At 44.0% G+C, this 19250-nt stretch carries 20 protein-coding genes, 2 tRNA genes and 1 pseudogene; 8 read left to right on the top strand and 15 right to left on the bottom strand.

What is annotated here, in order from left to right:
* The 8 genes from H4I94_RS12845 to H4I94_RS12810 all read right to left on the bottom strand — a co-directional run bounded on the left by H4I94_RS12845 (position 1) and on the right by H4I94_RS12810 (position 4432).
* The gene (locus tag H4I94_RS12845; protein WP_261183345.1) at positions 1–474 is read right to left on the bottom strand and encodes a hypothetical protein; all 474 of its coding nucleotides are present in this window, start codon (positions 472–474) and stop codon (positions 1–3) included.
* A gap of 268 nt (positions 475–742) precedes the next feature.
* On the bottom strand, positions 743–1477 hold the full coding sequence (locus H4I94_RS12840) for a class I SAM-dependent methyltransferase (RefSeq protein WP_261183343.1): 735 nt from the start codon (positions 1475–1477) through the stop codon (positions 743–745).
* Between the two features lie 28 nt (positions 1478–1505).
* Positions 1506–2207: a hypothetical protein gene (locus H4I94_RS12835; protein ID WP_261183342.1), complete on the bottom strand. Its 702-nt coding sequence runs from the start codon at positions 2205–2207 to the stop codon at positions 1506–1508.
* A gap of 30 nt (positions 2208–2237) precedes the next feature.
* The gene (locus tag H4I94_RS12830; RefSeq protein WP_261183341.1) at positions 2238–2687 is read right to left on the bottom strand and encodes a hypothetical protein; all 450 of its coding nucleotides are present in this window, start codon (positions 2685–2687) and stop codon (positions 2238–2240) included.
* A 78-nt stretch (positions 2688–2765) separates the two neighbouring features.
* Entirely contained in the window at positions 2766–3290 is a 525-nt protein-coding gene (locus H4I94_RS12825; RefSeq protein WP_131274934.1) for a hypothetical protein, read from the bottom strand.
* 277 nt (positions 3291–3567) lie between these two features.
* Positions 3568–3643 (bottom strand) — tRNA-Phe (locus H4I94_RS12820).
* A 136-nt stretch (positions 3644–3779) separates the two neighbouring features.
* Positions 3780–3855: transfer RNA gene (locus tag H4I94_RS12815), tRNA-Phe, on the bottom strand.
* A gap of 199 nt (positions 3856–4054) precedes the next feature.
* Complete coding sequence (locus H4I94_RS12810; protein ID WP_092820994.1) at positions 4055–4432, bottom strand: GNAT family N-acetyltransferase; 378 nt, start codon at positions 4430–4432, stop codon at positions 4055–4057.
* A 96-nt stretch (positions 4433–4528) separates the two neighbouring features.
* On the opposite strand from H4I94_RS12810, the gene hisB reads away from it, so the two are divergent.
* From hisB to H4I94_RS12780, 5 genes are all read left to right on the top strand, one after another.
* Complete coding sequence (gene hisB / locus H4I94_RS12805; protein WP_086197720.1) at positions 4529–5122, top strand: imidazoleglycerol-phosphate dehydratase HisB; 594 nt, start codon at positions 4529–4531, stop codon at positions 5120–5122.
* Positions 5122–5739: an imidazole glycerol phosphate synthase subunit HisH gene (gene hisH, locus H4I94_RS12800; protein ID WP_092820993.1), complete on the top strand. Its 618-nt coding sequence runs from the start codon at positions 5122–5124 to the stop codon at positions 5737–5739. The genes hisB and hisH overlap by 1 nt, the downstream gene beginning before the upstream one ends.
* 545 nt (positions 5740–6284) lie before the next feature.
* Positions 6285–6962, top strand: a complete 678-nt coding sequence (locus tag H4I94_RS12790) for a 3'-5' exonuclease (RefSeq protein WP_261183369.1) — start codon at positions 6285–6287, stop codon at positions 6960–6962.
* Positions 6963–7029: 67 nt separating this feature from the next.
* Positions 7030–7761 carry a 1-(5-phosphoribosyl)-5-[(5-phosphoribosylamino)methylideneamino]imidazole-4-carboxamide isomerase gene (gene hisA, locus H4I94_RS12785; RefSeq protein ID WP_086197722.1) on the top strand — a complete coding sequence of 244 codons (732 nt, stop codon included), beginning with the start codon at positions 7030–7032 and terminating at the stop codon, positions 7759–7761.
* 77 nt (positions 7762–7838) lie between these two features.
* Positions 7839–8741 carry a DMT family transporter gene (locus H4I94_RS12780; RefSeq protein ID WP_261183340.1) on the top strand — a complete coding sequence of 301 codons (903 nt, stop codon included), beginning with the start codon at positions 7839–7841 and terminating at the stop codon, positions 8739–8741.
* A 580-nt stretch (positions 8742–9321) separates the two neighbouring features.
* On the opposite strand, the gene H4I94_RS12775 is transcribed toward H4I94_RS12780, so the two are convergent.
* From H4I94_RS12775 to H4I94_RS12765, 3 genes are read right to left on the bottom strand one after another with little or no spacing between them, the layout of a single operon-like run.
* Positions 9322–9714, bottom strand: a complete 393-nt coding sequence (locus H4I94_RS12775) for a DUF4870 family protein (protein WP_261183339.1) — start codon at positions 9712–9714, stop codon at positions 9322–9324.
* A gap of 31 nt (positions 9715–9745) precedes the next feature.
* The gene (locus H4I94_RS12770; protein WP_261183338.1) at positions 9746–10369 is read right to left on the bottom strand and encodes a DUF1294 domain-containing protein; all 624 of its coding nucleotides are present in this window, start codon (positions 10367–10369) and stop codon (positions 9746–9748) included.
* Between the two features lie 14 nt (positions 10370–10383).
* Positions 10384–11334 carry a homoserine kinase gene (locus H4I94_RS12765; RefSeq protein WP_261183337.1) on the bottom strand — a complete coding sequence of 317 codons (951 nt, stop codon included), beginning with the start codon at positions 11332–11334 and terminating at the stop codon, positions 10384–10386.
* A 110-nt stretch (positions 11335–11444) separates the two neighbouring features.
* Here H4I94_RS12765 and hisF point away from each other — a divergent pair, with 110 nt between their 5' ends.
* Positions 11445–12206: an imidazole glycerol phosphate synthase subunit HisF gene (hisF, locus tag H4I94_RS12760; RefSeq protein WP_314732923.1), complete on the top strand. Its 762-nt coding sequence runs from the start codon at positions 11445–11447 to the stop codon at positions 12204–12206.
* 635 nt (positions 12207–12841) lie between these two features.
* Here the strand turns inward: hisF and H4I94_RS12755 are convergent.
* On the bottom strand, positions 12842–13438 hold the full coding sequence (locus H4I94_RS12755) for a sterol desaturase family protein (protein ID WP_261183335.1): 597 nt from the start codon (positions 13436–13438) through the stop codon (positions 12842–12844).
* A gap of 102 nt (positions 13439–13540) precedes the next feature.
* Here H4I94_RS12755 and H4I94_RS12750 point away from each other — a divergent pair, with 102 nt between their 5' ends.
* Positions 13541–14566: an AraC family transcriptional regulator gene (locus H4I94_RS12750; RefSeq protein WP_261183334.1), complete on the top strand. Its 1026-nt coding sequence runs from the start codon at positions 13541–13543 to the stop codon at positions 14564–14566.
* A gap of 129 nt (positions 14567–14695) precedes the next feature.
* On the opposite strand, the gene H4I94_RS12745 is transcribed toward H4I94_RS12750, so the two are convergent.
* Both H4I94_RS12745 and H4I94_RS12740 read right to left on the bottom strand, forming a co-directional pair.
* A complete protein-coding gene (locus H4I94_RS12745) occupies positions 14696–14941 on the bottom strand; it encodes a hypothetical protein (protein ID WP_261183333.1) in 246 nt (81 codons plus the stop codon).
* 69 nt (positions 14942–15010) lie between these two features.
* Positions 15011–16126, bottom strand: coding sequence for a DNA/RNA non-specific endonuclease (locus tag H4I94_RS12740; RefSeq protein ID WP_092820447.1), 1116 nt, complete (start codon positions 16124–16126; stop codon positions 15011–15013).
* A 255-nt stretch (positions 16127–16381) separates the two neighbouring features.
* On the opposite strand from H4I94_RS12740, the pseudogene H4I94_RS16330 reads away from it, so the two are divergent.
* Positions 16382–16568, top strand: a pseudogene (locus tag H4I94_RS16330) (hypothetical protein); the annotation flags it as partial.
* Positions 16569–17277: 709 nt separating this feature from the next.
* On the opposite strand, the gene H4I94_RS12730 reads toward H4I94_RS16330, so the two are convergent.
* Entirely contained in the window at positions 17278–19158 is a 1881-nt protein-coding gene (locus H4I94_RS12730) for a potassium transporter Kup (RefSeq protein ID WP_131272697.1), read from the bottom strand.
* Between the last annotated feature and the right edge of the window lie 92 nt (positions 19159–19250).

The following is a 19250-nucleotide window of genomic DNA, read 5'->3' as shown; positions in this document are numbered from 1 at the left end:
TTAATTTTGCGGGACATTTTCCAAAACACCTAGTGAAATTTGCTCTCGGGCAATTTGCACATTGGTAGCACGACGGTCTATACCGAAAGGCTCAAGCAGCACATACAGGCCTTCTCTTGGATCAGGTGACTGCAAACCTCGGGCAATGGCCAGAACATATTGCTGCAATGCCAATGGCAAGCTGTTGATATCCGGCATAGGGGCTTCAGGAACCAGATCGATGGTCATCAAAATAGTGGGATCAACCACAAAGTTTTGTGTATCCATCTGGATCTGCATAATTCTATGCTGCAAAACTCGCTCATTTTGAGGATCAGTCCGATACTCAATCACAGGGGTGGTTTCAGCGCTTAACTCGGCTTCTGTTAAGGGAGTTAATCCAGGTGCATCTGCTATATCGGCAAAAGTAGAGGAAATAGAAAAGCTTGCGGCAATCGCTACGATTGCACAGGACAATTTTTTTAGGATCTTCATGGCAGTTCTACTCAACAATGAATTGAAGTAAACAAACAACCGTCGACACCTATAATTGTATAGCGTATGCGCCTTTCAGCCAGTTGCCACAGACCAGTGGTCTGGCCGAACATTCTAACTTTCGTTAAAAAAACTGCTCATTTCACCGCTTAAAAAACATGAGAATTGCTTCGATAAGAAAGTTCTATGCTGGATCATGTTGCTATAAATCAGATTTTTATCTTCTCCTGACTTATTGCTCGGCTGACATAAAATTCCGTCATAATCTTTATTTTTCTCGTATTCCGACGCGCAGAAGTACAGGAAATGTTACATCTAAATATTCAGCTGCCGTTTGCAAAGCCGCTGAAATCGGCTGTAGCGGGTCATTCCGGTTATGTTCCTGGTAATGTTTCAGGCCTGACCAGGTCTTTAAATAACTGAGCAGTTGCTGCCCTGTCCATTGATATTCCAGACGCAGCTCCGGAACCGCCTGTTCATGAAAGGGAAATGGAATGGTTTGATACAGCTCATCAATATAATGCCGTTCTCTATCCCAATAATCTTTTAGGATTTCAGCATACAGCTGTTGAACCAAAACATTGATTGCGGCATCCTGAACCTGAATGAGGCCATAGCCAATGACGGCCAGCACCCCTTGAGGTTTAAGCACCCGTATAACTTCTTTATAAAATGCGTCAAAGTCAAACCAGTGTATGGCTTGCGCTACCGTCACCAAATCAATGGACTGGTCCGGAATCGTCGTCTGCTCTGCCGCTTGCAGCTGATAGCTGACATTTTCAAAATAAGGTGCTTGTTGTAACTGAGCTTCACTGATATCGGTGGCCACCACATGCTCGAAATACGGCGCCAGAAGCTGGGTAAACTGACCGGAGCCTGCCCCACAATCCCAGGCAAAATTCCGTTCCGACACATGTTTTAAAATTTCTTTGACAATTTGAGTGGAATAAGCCGGACGGGCCTGTTTATAACGCTGACTACCCTCAGAAAACAGATCTTTCATTTAACGATGCTCAAATATTTTTATAAGTTTAATCAATGACCTGATCAATTCTAAAACTGGTCTGGGCAATCGGCGCCAGCTGGTCATTCAATTGATAATATTTAACATCATATATGCCTGCTTTCCAGCCCTTCGCAGGATTAAAACCGACCCAGTTCTGTTCCCGAATGGCACTTATACACTGCGGCATAAAAAACAGCACTTCACCTGTAGACTGGTTGCTCCAGCGCACAAAGACCTGCTCGTTATTCGGTGTTTTTCCCAACGTATCAAAATGGGCAAATAGCTGCTGTCCGGCATAAATCTGCCTAGGCATTACACTACCTGCGGAATATTGTTGTTGTGCCGTGACCTTGGCCTGACCGGTCATGGCTTCATTGGGATCATTTTTTGCATCGACAAATTCACTGACCAGACGTTTGGCAAACTCGCGTTTGTTTTGGATTGCGGATAGATCATAGTCCGGAAAAGCCTGGGACAGATACTTATCGATCTGCTGGGGTGTGGCCTGATCTATAATACTATTGACCTGAGCTTTCTGGTTTTTCAGCTGCTGTTGTAACACAAGCCGGTCTTCAGGCTGGGTCTGCGTTTTTTGCTGAATAGTATGGATAAAATTTTCCACAGCCCGATCCTGAGTGTGCTCAGCTACAGGCGGTTCAGGTTCAGGCTGGAATGAGGCAACGAAATAGCCCAGTCCAAAACACGGAATGCCAATCAACAGCGGCATAACGAATTTCATGCGGCCTAAATACACGACTTAGTTACAGGTGATGGTTTCAGTCAAGTTTCCGACATTGATATTCACGCTTCCAGTAGGAAATAATGCCCCTGCATTGGCTTGCTGCCTGGTCAAGTTGGTTCCTGAAAGCAGTCTTAACCCTTCCGAAGTACACAGTCCGGTCTGGGTATCATTGGTTAGTCTAGCTACACAGCCATCTACTGTGACTTGATGGATATTGGCTGCTGTTTGAGTACATAACTGAGTAATGACGGCTGAAGAAGGTGATGCCAGCTCACAGGCTGAGCAGTCCTGGCTTGGGCCACCACAGGCATTTGCCGCTTTTTCACTGCGGCAAATATAAGTTTGCGTACCAAAGGTAAAGGTTTTCTCAAAGGAGGAGTTGAACTGATCTCCAAATCCACTACCGCCACAAGCTGTGACTAATAATGATAAACCAGCAAATACAGGAAGCGCGATTCTTTTCATTGTGGATTCTCCAATTGTTATTACTTTGATTCTATAAGAAAAAAATTCTTAACCTGTGGAGATCTCAAGCGAGAAAAATTATTGCGTTTTCGGTGTCAGTACCTCGGACACAGGAAGACTACGCATAGAATTTTCAAGCATGTCAATGTTGATATTGTTCAGGTTGATCTGTATATGACCCCGGTCGAGGGGGCGCATACTGTTGCTACGGTCTATGCCAAAGGGCTGCAACATAATATATAAACCTTGTGTAGGATCACTCGACTGTAACCCCTGAGCAATATTCAATACATGCTGTTGTAGTAAGGGAGGTAAAGAATTTAGGTCTGGCTGTGATTGTAAGGGCTGAATTTCAAGATTGGCAACCACCTGGCTGTCGATCATAAAGTTCTGGGCTTCACGTGAATTACGAATGATTTGATGCTGCAAAGCACGGCGGATCTTTTCATCATTCTGATACGGCACGATCCCTGTTTCTTTACGCAATTCTGGCTCAGCCAATACTTGTAAGGTCGGCAAGTTCACAATCTCATCTGCGTGGGCGGTCATGTTCCCCATATAACCTAACATCAACATCAAAGCAGAGATTTTTAGAAGATTCATAAGCTTGACTCATAACGTAATTTCAAGGCAATGCAGCTTCACACCATGCAAGGAAAATGTTTCTCACTGCAACTGTATACGTTATAGCCTACATGAAATTCCGTTTTAGCTCACTCAGACTCAGATGAACGGTCTTCCAAAAGTATCTCAATCTATTAATGATATTTGGTTTTTTCAGCCTTTTATCACATCTTGATCTTGCATGCAGGCATAGGTTCCCATATCCAACAGGCAGGCAAAAAAAATCCCCAAACAATGTTTGAGGATTTTTTAAATATGGTGGCGAGACCCAGGATCGAACTGGGGACACACGGATTTTCAATCCGTTGCTCTACCTACTGAGCTATCACGCCGATGCCGTGTATTAAGCCGTATCTGTTATCAATAGTCAATATAATTCATGACATTTTTATTTGATCGGGTATTTTTTACCCAAAAAAAATCCCTGATGGGATCAGGGATTGAAATCTTAAAATCAGATTTTGAATATGGTGGCGAGACCCAGGATCGAACTGGGGACACACGGATTTTCAATCCGTTGCTCTACCTACTGAGCTATCACGCCGATGTCGCGTATTAAACAGTTTAAGTGTTTTGCAGTCAAGCAGGTTTTAGGCTTTTTAAAGCAAGTGCTTATTTTTAAGGCAAATTGGCGTTTATTTGCCTATTTTTTATTTAAAACTCAAATCATTATTTAATCGTACCCATATTTTTCACTTATAAAAAAACAGCCTGAAGGCTGCTTTTTTATGTGTTGGACGGGTTTAAATTTTTTCCAGATGCGCCAGACAGCGATGAATTGCCCCACAGCCCGGTTCAAATGTCTTCACGCCTTTTTCTTCTTCTATGCGGCACACTTCACTGACCAGCCGTTCTGCAACCCCACGTCCACGGTTAGCCGGGTGTACCACAATATTTTCCAGTGTCCGGCTTTCCCCCTGCCCGGTACACCAAATTGCCCCAATCACTTTAGTATTAAATTCTGCTGTGTAAACTAGGGTATACTGAGCCAAGTTTTGCTCTAGTTGTTCAATGGCATCCTGCCCATCTCCAAATTCCGGGCTAGTGTCATACAGTCGCTCAAGCTGGCTGCGCACTTCGTCATTTTCTAGTGAAGTATAAGCGTGTACGGTAATAGGCATTGATTAACCCTCCTGAGCAATCTAATATGCGGGGACTTCGTCGCCGCGAAAAAACATTTTACATCATCATTTTTGACGTTTTTGAGGAACGTGTCTATGACGCAACGTATCAGTGAAGTGGTAAGAAACACTAACGAAACCAAAATCCGAGTTCGTGTGAATCTTGATGGTACAGGTCAAGGCACTCTCAATACTGGTGTCCCATTTTTAGATCATATGATTGATCAAATCAAGCGACACGGCTTATTTGACATTGACATTCATTGTGATGGTGACCTGGAAATTGATGACCATCACACCGTAGAAGACTGTGGTATCACCCTGGGACAGGCATTTGCCCAGGCATTGGGTGATAAAAAAGGCTTACGTCGTTATGGTCACTTCTATGCCCCACTGGATGAATCTTTAAGCCGTGTTGTGGTTGATTTATCGGGCCGCCCAGGCTTGTGGATGGATATTCCATTCACTCGCGCACGTATTGGCAGCTTTGATGTTGATCTATTCTCTGAATTTTTTCAAGGTTTTGTGAATCACGCCTTAATGACGCTGCACATTGACAACCTGAAAGGCAAAAACAGCCACCACCAGATCGAAAGCGTGTTTAAAGCATTTGCCCGCGCACTCCGTATGGCATGTGAAGTCGATCCACGTGCAGAAAACACAGTAGCTTCAACCAAAGGTACCTTGTAATGACCCGTATTGCCCTTCTTGACTATGGTATGGGAAATTTACACTCTGCAGCCAAAGCCCTGGAACATGTCGGCGCAACTGTAGATGTCACCAATGATCCCAAACTGATTGCCCAAGCCGACAAAATCGTCTTTCCGGGGGTCGGTGCAATGCGTGACTGTATGCAGGGCATGCATGAAGCCGGTATTGATGAAGTGGTACGCCATGCCGTATTCAACAAGCCTGTGCTGGCGATCTGTGTCGGCATGCAGGCGCTGATGCAGCGTTCGGAAGAAAATGGCGGTACCGATGCGCTGGGTATTTTTGCAGGTGAAGTGAAGCGCTTCCCGGATATGGAAGGCTTAAAAGTGCCGCATATGGGCTGGAACCAGGTGCATCAGGCAGACCCAAGTCATCCAATGTGGAAAGACATTGAACAGGATGCGCGTTTCTATTTCGTGCATAGTTTCTATGTTGAACCGCAAGACAAGAACATTGTGGCAGCCACTTGTGACTATGGTTTAGAGTTCTGCACGGCGCTGCATCAAGAAAACCTGTTCGCGACCCAGTTCCATCCGGAAAAGAGCCATACTGCCGGTTTACAGTTACTGAAAAACTTTGTGGAATGGAATATCTGATTTCTACTTGATCCATCAACGGCCCAGCTTCGACTNAACCTGTTCGCGACCCAGTTCCATCCGGAAAAGAGCCATACTGCCGGTTTACAGTTACTGAAAAACTTTGTGGAATGGAATATCTGATTTCTACTTGATCCATCAACGGCCCAGCTTCGACTTTAATGCCAGTCAGTTAAGAAATTGACTGGCATTTTCTTTTTTAAATTCATGATTATATTTGATACGTGGAAAAGTCATCCGCAACTGTTTGAGGCAGGACTACATTAAAAAAGATTGTTTCTGCGACAAATTGGCTAGTTGATAGTAGTTGACGAGTTTTGCGGATGACAAATGCCTTTGGTTACTTTGGGCGAAACCAAAGTAACAAATGAGCTGCAAGAGTTTGATTTAAAATGGTAAGACTCCGCCATGAATTACTAATAATTAAGGAGTTTATTTCTAAACTCCTTAACTGATCAACATTACAGTTTCGACTGGGCTTTTATTTTGCCTAAAATACGAAAAGCGATTAAGCTGAATACAAACCCAGAAAACTATTGATGATTATGGAAGAGCCATTGCTTCAAACCCTGCCCAGCAAAGAACAGATTCAGGCCTTCCCTTTATTTAAAAACCTTCCGATGCAACAGATTCAGGTGATTCACAACCTGGAACAATGTCATGCTTTGGAAGCAGAATTAAAACACTGTGCTGTTCTGGGTTTTGACAGCGAATCTAAACCGACCTTTGAAAAGGGCGAAGTTGCAACCGGACCGCATCTGATTCAGTTGGCGACCTTGGACAAAGCCTACCTGTTCCAAATGAATGATGAGATTTGGGAATTTTTAAAGCCGATTTTTGCCAGCCGTGACCAGGTTAAAGTCGGCTTTGGCTTAAAAAATGATGCTCATCTGTTCCGTAAAAAAGGCATTGAACTGAACAGTGTGATTGAACTGTCGAAATGCTTTTTTTCCTTTGGCTTTAGCAATCCGATGGGACTGAAAAATGCCATGGCACTTCTATTTCAGGTGAACTTTCCCAAAAGTAAAAAAACCAGCACCTCGAACTGGGCACGCAAAACGCTGACTCCCCAGCAGATTGACTATGCCGCTGCCGATGCCTATGCCCCGGTTTTAGTCTTTGAAGAATTACTGCGCTTAGGCTTACTTCCCAAACATATTCCCAATACCACATTAAAGTTACGCATTCGCCCCAGCAAAATAAAAGCTGAAACTGGTGCTTAGAGATTTGCCAATACTTTGTTAAGATGGAACACAATGAATTCAATAAGATTAGGCAAGGAGCGAAAGCATGCTGATCATCCCTGCAATTGACCTGAAAGATGGCAAATGTGTCCGTTTAAAACAAGGCCGTATGGAAGACGATACCGTATTCTCTGACGATCCGGTTGCAACTGCACAGCATTGGGTCAATGAAGGCGCACGTCGCTTGCATCTGGTGGATTTAAACGGCGCTTTCGCAGGTACACCGATTCATAAACCTGTGGTGGAAGCAATTGCCAAAGCGCAACCAGAACTGCCTATTCAAATTGGCGGTGGTATCCGCTCCCTGGAAACCATTGAACATTATTTGGATGCCGGTGTGTCTTTTGTGATTATTGGCACCAAAGCAGTTCAAAATCCTGAATTTGTTGAAGAAGCCTGCAAAAAATTTGCCGGTCACATCATTGTCGGTATTGATGCCATGAACGGCATGGTGGCAACTGATGGCTGGGCAAACGTGACAGATGTCAAAGCAACAGATTTGGCTAAACGTTTTGCCGATGCTGGCGTATCAAGCATTGTCTATACCGACATCGCGCGTGACGGCATGATGCAGGGTGTAAACATCGAACAAACCGTCAATTTGGCGACGTATTCAGGCCTGCCTGTGATTGCATCTGGTGGCGTGACCAACTTGGATGATGTGCGCAACTTAAAAGGCCAGCCGGGCATTTTAGGTGCCATTACCGGTCGTGCCATTTACGAAGGCACGCTGAATCTTCGTGAAGCGCAATTATTGTTAGATGAACAATCACTTTAATTCCGTGATGTATCTCCAAGAGGTCTTCGGACCTCTTTTTTATTCCTGAAATTTTTAAAATCATTTTCTGTGTCAACATGCCCTATTTTTCCTCTGGCCTGAAAGCCAAAGCGCCGCAACTTGCCTTAATCTTAATTACCCTGATTTGGGGCGGTTCGTTTATTACCGTGCAATACGGCTTAAACTTTGCCAGTCCGATGTTTTTTGTCGGCTGTCGTTTTGCTGCTGCCATGCTGTTTGTCGGCCTGTTTTCCTGGAAAGATTTAACTGGAATCCGGCTGAAAGAAATTGCCGCAGGGGCTTTGATTGGTCTGGTGATTGCATTGGGTTATGGCACACAAACCATTGGGCTGCAAAGCATCAGCAGCAGTGAATCCGCTTTCCTGACAGCTCTCTATGTACCTCTGGTGCCGATTCTTTTATGGCTATTGTTCCGTAAAACCCCGCAATTCATGACCTGGTGCGGAGCAGCGCTGGCCTTTTTAGGTCTGGTCTTTTTAACCGGCAATGGTTTTGGTGCAATCCAGCTGAATTTCGGCCAGATCATTACCATTCTCGGTTCAATCGCGATTGCCATGGAAATTATTCTGATCGGATTGTTTGCCGGTAAAGTCAATGTGCGGCGTGTCACCGTCATTCAGCTCGGCTTTGCCTCGATTTTTGCCTTTTGCATGATGCCCCTAGCGGATGAAAGCTGGAATCCGGTTTTTTCCTGGCCGCTGGTGATCATTCTAGCTGGCTTAGGTTTTGCCAGTGCCGCCATTCAACTGGTGATGAACTGGGCACAGCGTGCAGTCGACCCTGCGCAGGCTGCCATTATCTATTCAGGTGAGCCGGTTTGGGCTGCTTTAATTGGCCGTATCGCGGGTGAGCGTTTGCCCCTACTGGCCCTCCTGGGTGGAGCTTTGGTGGTTTTAGGAGTGATTGTCAGTGAGTGGAAACCGAAATTCTTGAAGAAGAATGAGGAAGTGAGCCCTTAAAAGCTGCATTTCTCCCCCTCCCTGACCTTCTCATCCGGGGAAAGAGAAACTAAAGCTGGAGATGATAAGCACTACCCTACAAGCAAGAGCTCCTTCACCAATTTCTAGAACGATGCTACTGCTAAAATACTATTTCTAATATGCCATTTCCAAAAAGACAGCTTTATCTCTCTGCTGTCCCATAATTTAATTTAAGTAAACTTTGGATTGACGAATGTGGCAGGGATGCCACATGTTATCCACCATAACATGGATGTTATGTGTGGGTAACAAAGGCTTTTGCTTACTTTTGGCCTGTCAAAAGTAAGACATCGCCTACACAAATGCATTTCGATTTTATTGAAAAATTGTGGCTGTGAAAGACTTTAACTTATCTATGAAATTTTAAGCTTTCTCATCAGCAAAGAATTAAAGAAAATAATGAATATCGGATTAACAAACGAATGTCTACAAACAGACTTCATAAAAATTCATTTATATGATTCTAATTCGAAATTAACCGTTTTCAGCAAAATAAAAGCCCTTAACAGAACTATGGGACAGTACTGGCTCAATCTGCCTTTTTGAGTATTCACCCGTCTTATTGATACATCGGCTGATTATCATTCAGGCGCATCATACCGCGAATAGCACGATAGACAATCCAGATCCAGGAAACGCCAATCACAACCAGACAAAATGCACTTGCCCCTAAAGCAACCCCAGTAAATACATCCATGTTTTCACCCGTGAAAAACAGGAAAATAAAAGGAATAAAGGCAATCAGGTTCCAGAACAGATACCACCAGAAAGTTCGGATTTGCCAAGTAAAATGGCTTTCAAAAATAGAGCCACGCACATCATTGCGCTTTATATAGTTAATGATCAGGGCAACAACGGCCAATAAGCCTCCCGTAAAAATGGCAATAATGTACAGGATATAAAGAATTAAAGTCAGGGTACGGTTGGGATCTTGATCGATAGAATAATTCATTATTATACCTTTTAAGTAATCGTTCCCCCTTTTAAAATTTCAGCACATTAAAAGGAGAAATCAGCCATAAAATCAAAAGTATGTTTAAGGCTATAGTACAAAAATAAATCTTTCTAAAGGGTTGTTTTTGTGTTTTATGACGCAGCTTTTCCTGAGCCAGCCATGCCGTAGGCCAGCCGCCCAGAAAAGATAGCAGATGCAGGGTTTGCTCGGGTACGCGGCGATTACCTTGCAAGGCAGCTTCTTTATCTTGAGCGTACATCCAGTAAGTGAGGGCATTAATGAGACTAATAAATAACAGCACCATGCCACTTAATAAACCTGCTACGGTAAACACAGCCAAAGCCAGAATATAACCGACACAGGCAATTTGCATCGGTTTTAATTTTTGCGCAGGTTGACTGGAAGGTTTTGGCTTGCTGACATTTTTTTTAGTTTGTGACGCTTTAAGATAAGTCACCTGCTGGGCACGATAACGTCCATCTCCATCCAGCAATACCGTATATTCAAGCGCACAACCCACAATCGGACGGGGTCCCTGACGGGCAAAATCCTTGATATGTAAAAACACGCGATCTTTCGAGGCATCATTGGGCTGAATAAAACCATAGCCTTTTTCATCAAACCATTCGACTAATCGCCCCTGATCACGCATTTTTATATCCTATATCAAGCCGTCACAAATTTTAGTCGTTCCACAAGCATATTACGCATTTCCAAAGGATTTTTTTGAAGAATATCATCTCCTGTACGTCCTTGTTGTGCATTTTTTTGTGCGACTTGTAAACGCATCAGCCAAAAACGTGCAGCTGCCATAGCCAGATAGATTTCCAGGCAGGATTTTTCATCCTGAGTCAATGGACGCACCGTTTCATAGGCTTCTAAAAAGGCCTGGGCTTTCACTTCATTTAAGTGAACCTCAGGATATTCGGTACAAAAATCATTTAAGGTAATTGCAATGTCAAACAGGAATTCATCTTTGTTAAGTTCGTAAAAATCCAGAATTCCTTTTAATTCATTGCCTTCAAACAGGGTATTGTCACGGAACAAATCGGAATGAATAAAGCCTTTGGGGCGGTTTGGATAGACGGCAGTGAGCGCATCATAAAGTCCCAGCACCTCGCTGAGCAAAATGGCATCGGCCGGATTTAAAGTCGGTTTTAATTCTTTCGCCACTTGCAACCAGTAATCATGATTACGATATTCGGCGCGTTCCAAAGGAAAATCCTGTAAAGCAATATGGATTTTCGCCTGAGCCACAGCAATCGCCTGTACCTGTTCCAGAGTTGATGGCATGGGATGCTTGCCCATCATGCGCGGTGCAATCTGGGCGGGTTTATCTTTTAAAGTATGAATGGCTTTGCCCGCATAATTTAGCGGTACCGGCACAGCTACCCCCTGTTTGCCCAAATGCTCCAGCACAGGAACCAGCTCCCCCGCACCTTGTTCATCCATTTCTTCAAATATCGTGAGTACATACTGCTGACCATTTTTACAGACTAAAAAATAGTTTGTATTCTGAATACCTCCTTGAATCGGAATCAGGTCCAGCACCTCTAATCCATAAGGGGCTGCAAACGCCTGAACTTCCTGTAAAGTCAAAGTGGTATAAACCGACATAGAAAACCTGCAAAAAAACCTACATAATTTTGATAGAATACCTGCTACGACTACCAAGGTGTAGCACCTTCGTGGCGAAGTTTCATAATCGGCTGTTATTTTTGGAAAAAATTATGCTTGCTAAACGTATTATTCCTTGCCTTGACGTAGATAATGGTCGAGTGGTGAAAGGTGTACAATTCCTTGATATTCGTGATGCAGGCGATCCGGTTGAAGTAGCACGCCGTTATAATGAACAGGGTGCAGATGAAATTACCTTCCTGGACATTACCGCAACCTCAAGCGGCCGCGATACCACGTACCGTACCGTTGAACGTATGGCCGAAAGCGTATTTGTTCCCTTAACCGTGGGTGGCGGCGTGCGTAAGGTGGAAGATATCCGCCTGTTGCTGAATGCCGGTGCAGATAAAGTCAGCATTAACTCGGCTGCGGTATTTAACCCGGAATTTGTGCAGGAAGCTTCGCAACGCTTTGGCGCCCAATGTATTGTGGTCGCCATTGATGCCAAGAAAACTGGCGACAATAAATGGGAAATTTTCACCCATGGTGGCCGTAAACCGACCGGGATTGATGCCATTGAATGGGCAGTGAAAATGGCCGATTACGGCGCGGGCGAACTTTTAATTACCTCTATGGATGCCGATGGCACCAAAGCCGGTTATGACCTGGCGTTAATGCGTCACATCAATGACCGTGTCACCATTCCAACCATTGCTTCTGGTGGGGTGGGCAACTTGCAGCATTTGGCCGACGGTATTATCAAGGGCGGTGCAGATGCGGTACTTGCAGCTTCTATTTTCCACTTTGGTCAATACACCATTCCGGAAGCCAAGCAATATCTGGCTGCTCAAGGAATTGAAATGCGTCTCTAAGTTTTAGCATGCTTTAGAAAATCAAAAGAGTGTCTAAACGACCACTGCTATCTCATAGCTGAATTTCAGGTGTTAGATTTGTGAGTGTGGCAAGGATGCCACACATTCCCCATCACGACAGGATGTCGTGTATGGGGACTAAAGACTTTTGCCTACTTTTGGTCTGTCAAAAGTAGGGTTCAGCCTACACAAAGTCACTTCAACTTTTAAAGAAAAGACAAGGCTGTGAAGAAATAAAATATCATTATATTATTGATTCGGTGCTGAAATAAAATTATGGGACAGCAGTGTCTAAACCACACTCTTTTTTATTCATAAATGGCTTTGCAATCAAGCTTGCATAAAAAGTGTAGATAAAAAAAGGGAGTCTTGAAGACTCCCTATAAACCAAGAAAACTACAGCGCGGTTTCTTGAAAGAAAAACAGTAAAATGACATATACAGTAGCTCGTCAAGTTAACTAGACTAACCTGATTGCGAAAACAAATATATAACAAAAAAATAACAAAAACATTGACCATTGATGCCGAAAATATTGACAAATTACGACAAGGTCTCGGCAGTCGTGACTTCTGGCAATTTTATCGCGATCTCTTTCCTGAACAATCAAACTCTCCTTCCCTTCAGAGAAAATGATTATCTCCCCTGTTTTTCTACCCATTTTGCCGGGAAATAACGCTCAGTTATGCCGTTCAACAGATTTGAAACGGTGCTGGGCAGCAGAATTCCTAAGGGATTTTTCTCCTGCAATTCTGGCGCTGAAATCACCCGAGTTCCCAAAATGTAATCAAACCAGGGCTTGGTCACGCACCAGTTGGCATCCTGATTGGAATTCATATGATGATCATAATGCCAGGGAATTTTTTTCATGGCCCACTCTGGCTCTAAATGGGCACGGCGGTGAATATAATAATAATTACAGGCGCTATATACGGTAGACAGTGCCATGCCTTTGGATAGGGGATAAAATAGCGTACCAAAAACACCTGCAACCACGACTAAAGAGACAACTTCATTTTTAGTGCGCCAATTGGCAAGACCTTCGACATAGCCCTGGTCATGAAATGCCGTTTTTCTGACTTCGCGATGATGTTCCCAATGTGACTTCATGCTGTCGGGCACCGGACTATAGCGGGGCTTTCCACTGCGATGTGTGCCATGCAAAATATATTTGTGTGCCACCCATTCAAAACCATTGGCCACCACCAGCCCAACCAAAAAACCTTTCCACATATCCTTTTTTCCCTATTTTATATTGAATATAGGTTATAAAATATGCTAAACATTGACCCAAAATAAAATTTAATTGACAATTACGACAATAAAAAGATCAATATGCCACATTCTAAAGACTACACAGGCTCTGTATATGGTGGACTTGGGCATTTACTTTATGCCTATAGTCAGGCCAAAGGCTTGATTATTTCTGAAAAACTTGAACAAGTTCAGAATCTGGAACGTTTTGACTTCTGTCTTTGGCGTGATTTGCTGACAGATATAGACCAACATCTGCAAATTCCGGCACTAGGCCTGGATATTGCCGAACATGTCCAGCCTAAACATTTGGGCATCATTGCCTATATTGCCCTGTCCTGCAACACCTTGGGGGAAGCCTTATACCGTTATCATGATTTTCATCGACTGATATATGACGGCAGTGCCTTAGAACTCAATATACAGGATGGATATCTGGCGCTTGGCTGGGGATACATCCCCTTTCATTTGACCACGCAAATTACCCAGGAAAATGCCATTGCCCTGATGGTGCAATTTTTGAAACATTTTCTGGAATTTAAAGATATTCATATACATGAAGTGCACTTTATTCATCCTGCACCGAAAAATGTGGCCATCTATGAAGAATACTTCAATTGCAAAGTCCTGTTTTCCCAGCCTAAGGCCCAAATTATTGCACCCATTCATCAGCTGGCTAAACCTATACGTCAAGGTGACCAGACCTTGCAGCATTTACTGATGCAACAAGCCCATGCCTTATTAGATAAGCTTCCCAATTCCACCCAGCTCGATCATCGTCTGCAACAGGCCATTCTCATCGGGCTGCAAAAAAACCAGTATCAAATCGAACCTATTGCCAAACAGTTACATATGTCGGTACGCCAACTGCAACGCCATTTACAGCAACAAGACACCACCTATCAGCAACGCATGCAGGAAGTACGGCATTTACTGGCTGTACAATATTTAAAAGACCGGCATCTGAGCCTGCAAGAAATTGCCTTATTACTGGGTTATTCCGAGCAAAGTGCCTTCCAGCGTGCATTTAAACAGTGGACCAGCCTTACACCGCAGCAATGGCGGCAACAACAATATGCAAAAATTACACTCTGCTCGTCATCTTGACCTTCTATTTATTCATCAGGTTATGATTAATCAAGCAGCAATTTTTTGATGCATATCAAATCACCTGAATGATAAAAAAAGCTCACCAATGTGAGCTTTTTTATGTTCCACATGGAACATGAACGCTGCTTATAAAAATGGATTTTCAATTTCCTGTTCATCCTGGCGGTCAATTTTTTCCGGAAGATGAGTTTCATTTTCCAGGGCACTGACCACGGCATTGACAAAAGCCTGCAAGGCTTTCGCTGCCTGAAGCCCGGCCTGATCTTTGGTCAGCTGTAAATTACCATAAATACTGACGCGGTCTTCTTGATTTTCTAAGGTTAAGTCGTGAATGGCATGCGATTCGGTACCATTTTCAAAAGGCTTGAACATTATATTTCCCCTGATCTTTGTTATTATTAAAAAGGTAGCATGATGACTTTCATCCTACCTAAAAAGGACTTATTTCAACAACTGTAAAATATACTGCAACAGCCCTTCAATCAGTTGCTTAACAATCGCATCCTGGGTATCTGGATCAATCGTTGATGCACTGCCGTTATTCTCGTTCGCTTGTGTAGGGGTTGAATTTGCTGAACTTGCAGAGGAAGATTTAAACTTTTTCTGCAAAGCGCTCAGCTCATCTGCACTGACTTCTTCGGCACATTGGCTTTCTGCATCCCAATAGGAATAGGCAATTTTCTGATTCGCTTTCACAGCACTTGCCTTTAATGGCAAATTGTAAGTATTGCGCTTCTGGTCCTCGGTTAACTGCGGGAAAATGTTGATTCCTGTCAGATCTTCCAGGGCACAGATACTCATCACCTGCACTTTGGGTGCAGTATCTTTTAGGGTGTTGTCGGCATAGTACACCCCTGCCGCTCCTGTTTTTGGCATATAGATGGCTTTATAGGTAGCTGTCGGGACGATCACCCCATTACCTATAGTTTTCAGTTTTTTAGCTGAATACACCGGTCCCGTTACAATATAGACATCCTGCTTCTGCTTGGTCACAATGGCGCGAGTCGCCTCTTCCAGCTCCCGCCAAACCTGCTGATTGTTTTTCGGGGCCTGCGGCACCATGTTGGCCAATGAGAAGCTGTCAAACTGGGCATCTTTATTCGGCATGTCGGCATTGGGTGCCATGTGTCCACGATCATAGCCTGAAGCTTTATAGTCGGCCAAGGTCGCACGATATTCTGTTTTTAAACGTGTTTCTTCATGGAAGTTGTCTTCACGTGGAATTTTCTGGCTCAAGCGTTGCGGGGTCAGAGCTTCCGCCACCCACAAAGGCGTTTTCGACACCCCCGAATACATCACGTTAAAGCCATTAAAGCACAGCGGAAAGGCATTTTTAGTCAGGCTTTCCTTGGCCAGATAAGGCGGAATATCGCGGTAAAACTGATCCAGACAGGCCGAGTTTGATGCAGATGGCAAGGAGACCAGCTGTTGAATTTTTTCCTGTCCAAAGGCAATTGCAAAGCTGCTGGTCGCCACTACCCCCAAAACAATTTTTAAACTATTCTGATTTAAAATTTGCATCAAAGATTGACCGCTTTTACCTTTCTTCATTGCCATTTTGAGCCGAACCCCTATTTTTCACGAGCTTAACAAGCAGTGAAAATGAAGTATATGTAGTAAATTTTATTTGCTTAACATTTAGACTAAAACTGTTCAACAAAAGCACAGTTGTTGTAACAGTCTGTCTCATTTTCTAAAGCTTTTATAACAAGTCTTAATAGCTTTACGTATGTTTGATTGAAAAACCGATCATGCTTATGACAAGGTAAAAATACGCAAAAAATCTGAATAATGATTGCTACGGAGTATTTTATGCATTTTAAGCTTTTAGGTTTAAGTCTAGTCACAGGAATGATGAGTGCAACCGCATTTGCAGAACCTGCCATTCAACCGGGCGATACCTTAGAAAGTCTGTCTAAAGTCAAAGTAAACACGACGGTAAATGGTCAGGCCGGTTCCATTGAAAATTTGGTCGCCAGTGGTCAAATCCGTATTGTGGAGGCAGGTCAAGTTGCTGCGGAGTCCAACCCAGCAGGTTCTGAAACCGAACTGCAAACCAGTTCTGCTACCGACAACAGCACTGCACCTCAAACTGCCGACCTAAATACCCCAGCACAAAATACTGAAAACACCCAAGCTGCACCTGAAACTGAAGCACAAGCCACCTCAGCTTCAGATGCAACTGCGCCACAAAGCGCTGAGATGAATACAGCGGCACAGGCCGTTGATCCTGCAGCACAGGCAAATGCACCTGCGACCGAGCAAACCGCTCAGGCGGCCTCTGAAAATGTAGATCCTATGCAACCGAATGGTGAATTAGCCGCACAACAGGCAGAGCAAGGTGCAGATCAAGAGATTGCAGCTGCGCCAGTCAGTCAGTCTACTGCTGATACACCAGTGAACGCAGCGAATATGCCTCAAGCAGATGCCACCCCTGAATCTGCAACTGTCGCACCGGCAAATAGCGCTGATGCCCCTGTACTTCAGGAAGCCTTTGCAGCGACTCCTGAAGCTTCACCACAGTCAGATGACGCAGTCCAAGCGGCCCTAGAAGCTGAGGTGACAGATGCTCCGGTAAATGCATCTCCCGAAACGCCAGTGGCAGACGCAACAGAGAACTAATCACACTCTTGTTCAGGCTTTCATCCTCCAAATAAAAAACCAAGGATTTTCCACCTTGGTTTTTTATTGCCTGCAATGTCTAAGGCCTAGATTTCGATTTGACTGCCTAATTCAACCACACGATTGGGAGGAATCTGATAAAAGTCACTGACCGGACTGGTGTTACGCTGCATCGAAATGAACAGCTTTTCACGCCAAGGAGATAAGCCGTCGCCCACCGTATGAATCAGTCGATCTCGGGAAATAAAGAAGCTCATCTGCATCATGTCAAATTCAAAACCCAATTCCTGATAGGCCTGTTCCAGTGCTTCAGGAATATTGGGTTGATCTTTAAAACCGTAATACAGTGAAATACGATAAAAACGATTATCCAGTTTTTCAATTTTACTCCGTTCTTCCTGCGTCACATAAGGAATGTCACGGGTATTCACGGTTACCATAATATTCAGCTCATGCAAGACCTTATTGTGCTTGATATTATGCAGCATGGCGTGTGGCACGATATTCGGTGTACCGGTCAGGAATACGGCTGCACCTGGAACAAATTGTGTTTCAGCACTCATACCAATACTTTTGATAAACAGATCGATCGGCAAGGCGTCTTTTTCCAAACGAGCCAGCAAGATTTCACGACCTGCTTTCCAGGTCATCAAAATAGTATACACTGCTGCACCAATCAAAATTGGTACCCAACCACCTGCAATAATTTTCAATGAGGTCGATGCAACAAAGACCAAATCAATCAGCAAAAATGGCACGGCAAAGAGCAGAACCTTCCATACCGGCCAGCGCCAGAAACCATACGCCAGAAATGCAATCAAAATGGTCCCGCACAGCATAGTCATGGTCACGGCAACGCCATAAGCACTGGCGAGATTGGCACTGTTTTCAAATAATAAAATCAGAATAATGACCGAAATAAACAGCACCCAGTTAATGAAGGGCAAATAGATTTGCCCCTGTTCAACATCCGAAGTGTGATGCACGGTTAAACGGGGTAAATAACGCAGCTGGATGGCCTGATTGGTCATGGAAAAAACACCCGTAATCACGGCTTGCGAGGCAATGACTGCTGCTGCGGTTGCCAGACCAATCATCGGATACAATGCCCAACCGGGAACCAGCATATAAAACGGATTGGCAATCGCATCCGGATTACGTAGTAGTAACGCCCCTTGTCCTGCATAGTTTAAGAGCAGGCAAGGTAAAACAATAATGAACCATGCCAGGCGAATAGGCAGACGACCAAAATGTCCCATATCGGCATAGAGCGCTTCCCCTCCAGTCATGGTCAGAATCACCGCACCCATAGTCAGAAAAGCAACATAAGGCTGATGCACCACGAAATTAAAAGCCCAATGCGGGCTGATCATGGTCAATACAAAGGGGGTTTGGATAATGCTCCATATCCCCACGGCACCAATGGATAAAAACCAGGCCAAGGTTAAAGGGCCAAAAAATTTGCCCATGGTGGCAGTACCATGCCGCTGAATAATAAACAGACCAGTTAAAATTCCAATCGCCAAAGGCATAAGCCACTGGTTAAACATGGGTGTTGCAATACTTAAGCCTTCAATTGCCGACAACACGGAAATAGCAGGCGTAATAATGCCATCGCCAAAAAATAACGAAGCACCAATAAAACCCAAGGCAATCAGATAAATTTTCTTGTTGTCTGCAATACGTGTGGTTCGCAGGTTCAATGCCAATAATGACATAATCCCGCCTTCCCCATTGTTGTCTGCACGCATAATGATGGTGACGTATTTAAAACTGATCGTCAGCATGATGCACCAAAAAATCAGTGATAAAATTCCAAGAACCGATGCCTCGGTAATAGCCAGATGCGCTGTGAGGAAACATTGCCGTAGGGCATATAATGGGCTGGTGCCAATGTCTCCAAATACCACCCCAAGCGCTGCAAGGGTAATCACAGGCAAGGCGGCTTTTTGTGCAGTACTTTGCATATTTCGTCTTCGTTTTGAACACTATTTTTTCGCAATGATATCACCGAGCAAAAACTTTTGCTCTAAATCAATTGTTTCAACTTGGCAGAGCA

Origin of the sequence: Acinetobacter sp. T_3_1 (assembly GCF_025377055.1) — a bacterium.
In the GTDB taxonomy this organism is placed as follows: Bacteria; Pseudomonadota; Gammaproteobacteria; order Pseudomonadales; family Moraxellaceae; genus Acinetobacter; species Acinetobacter kookii.
This window is presented reverse-complemented; position numbering and strand designations above follow the sequence as displayed.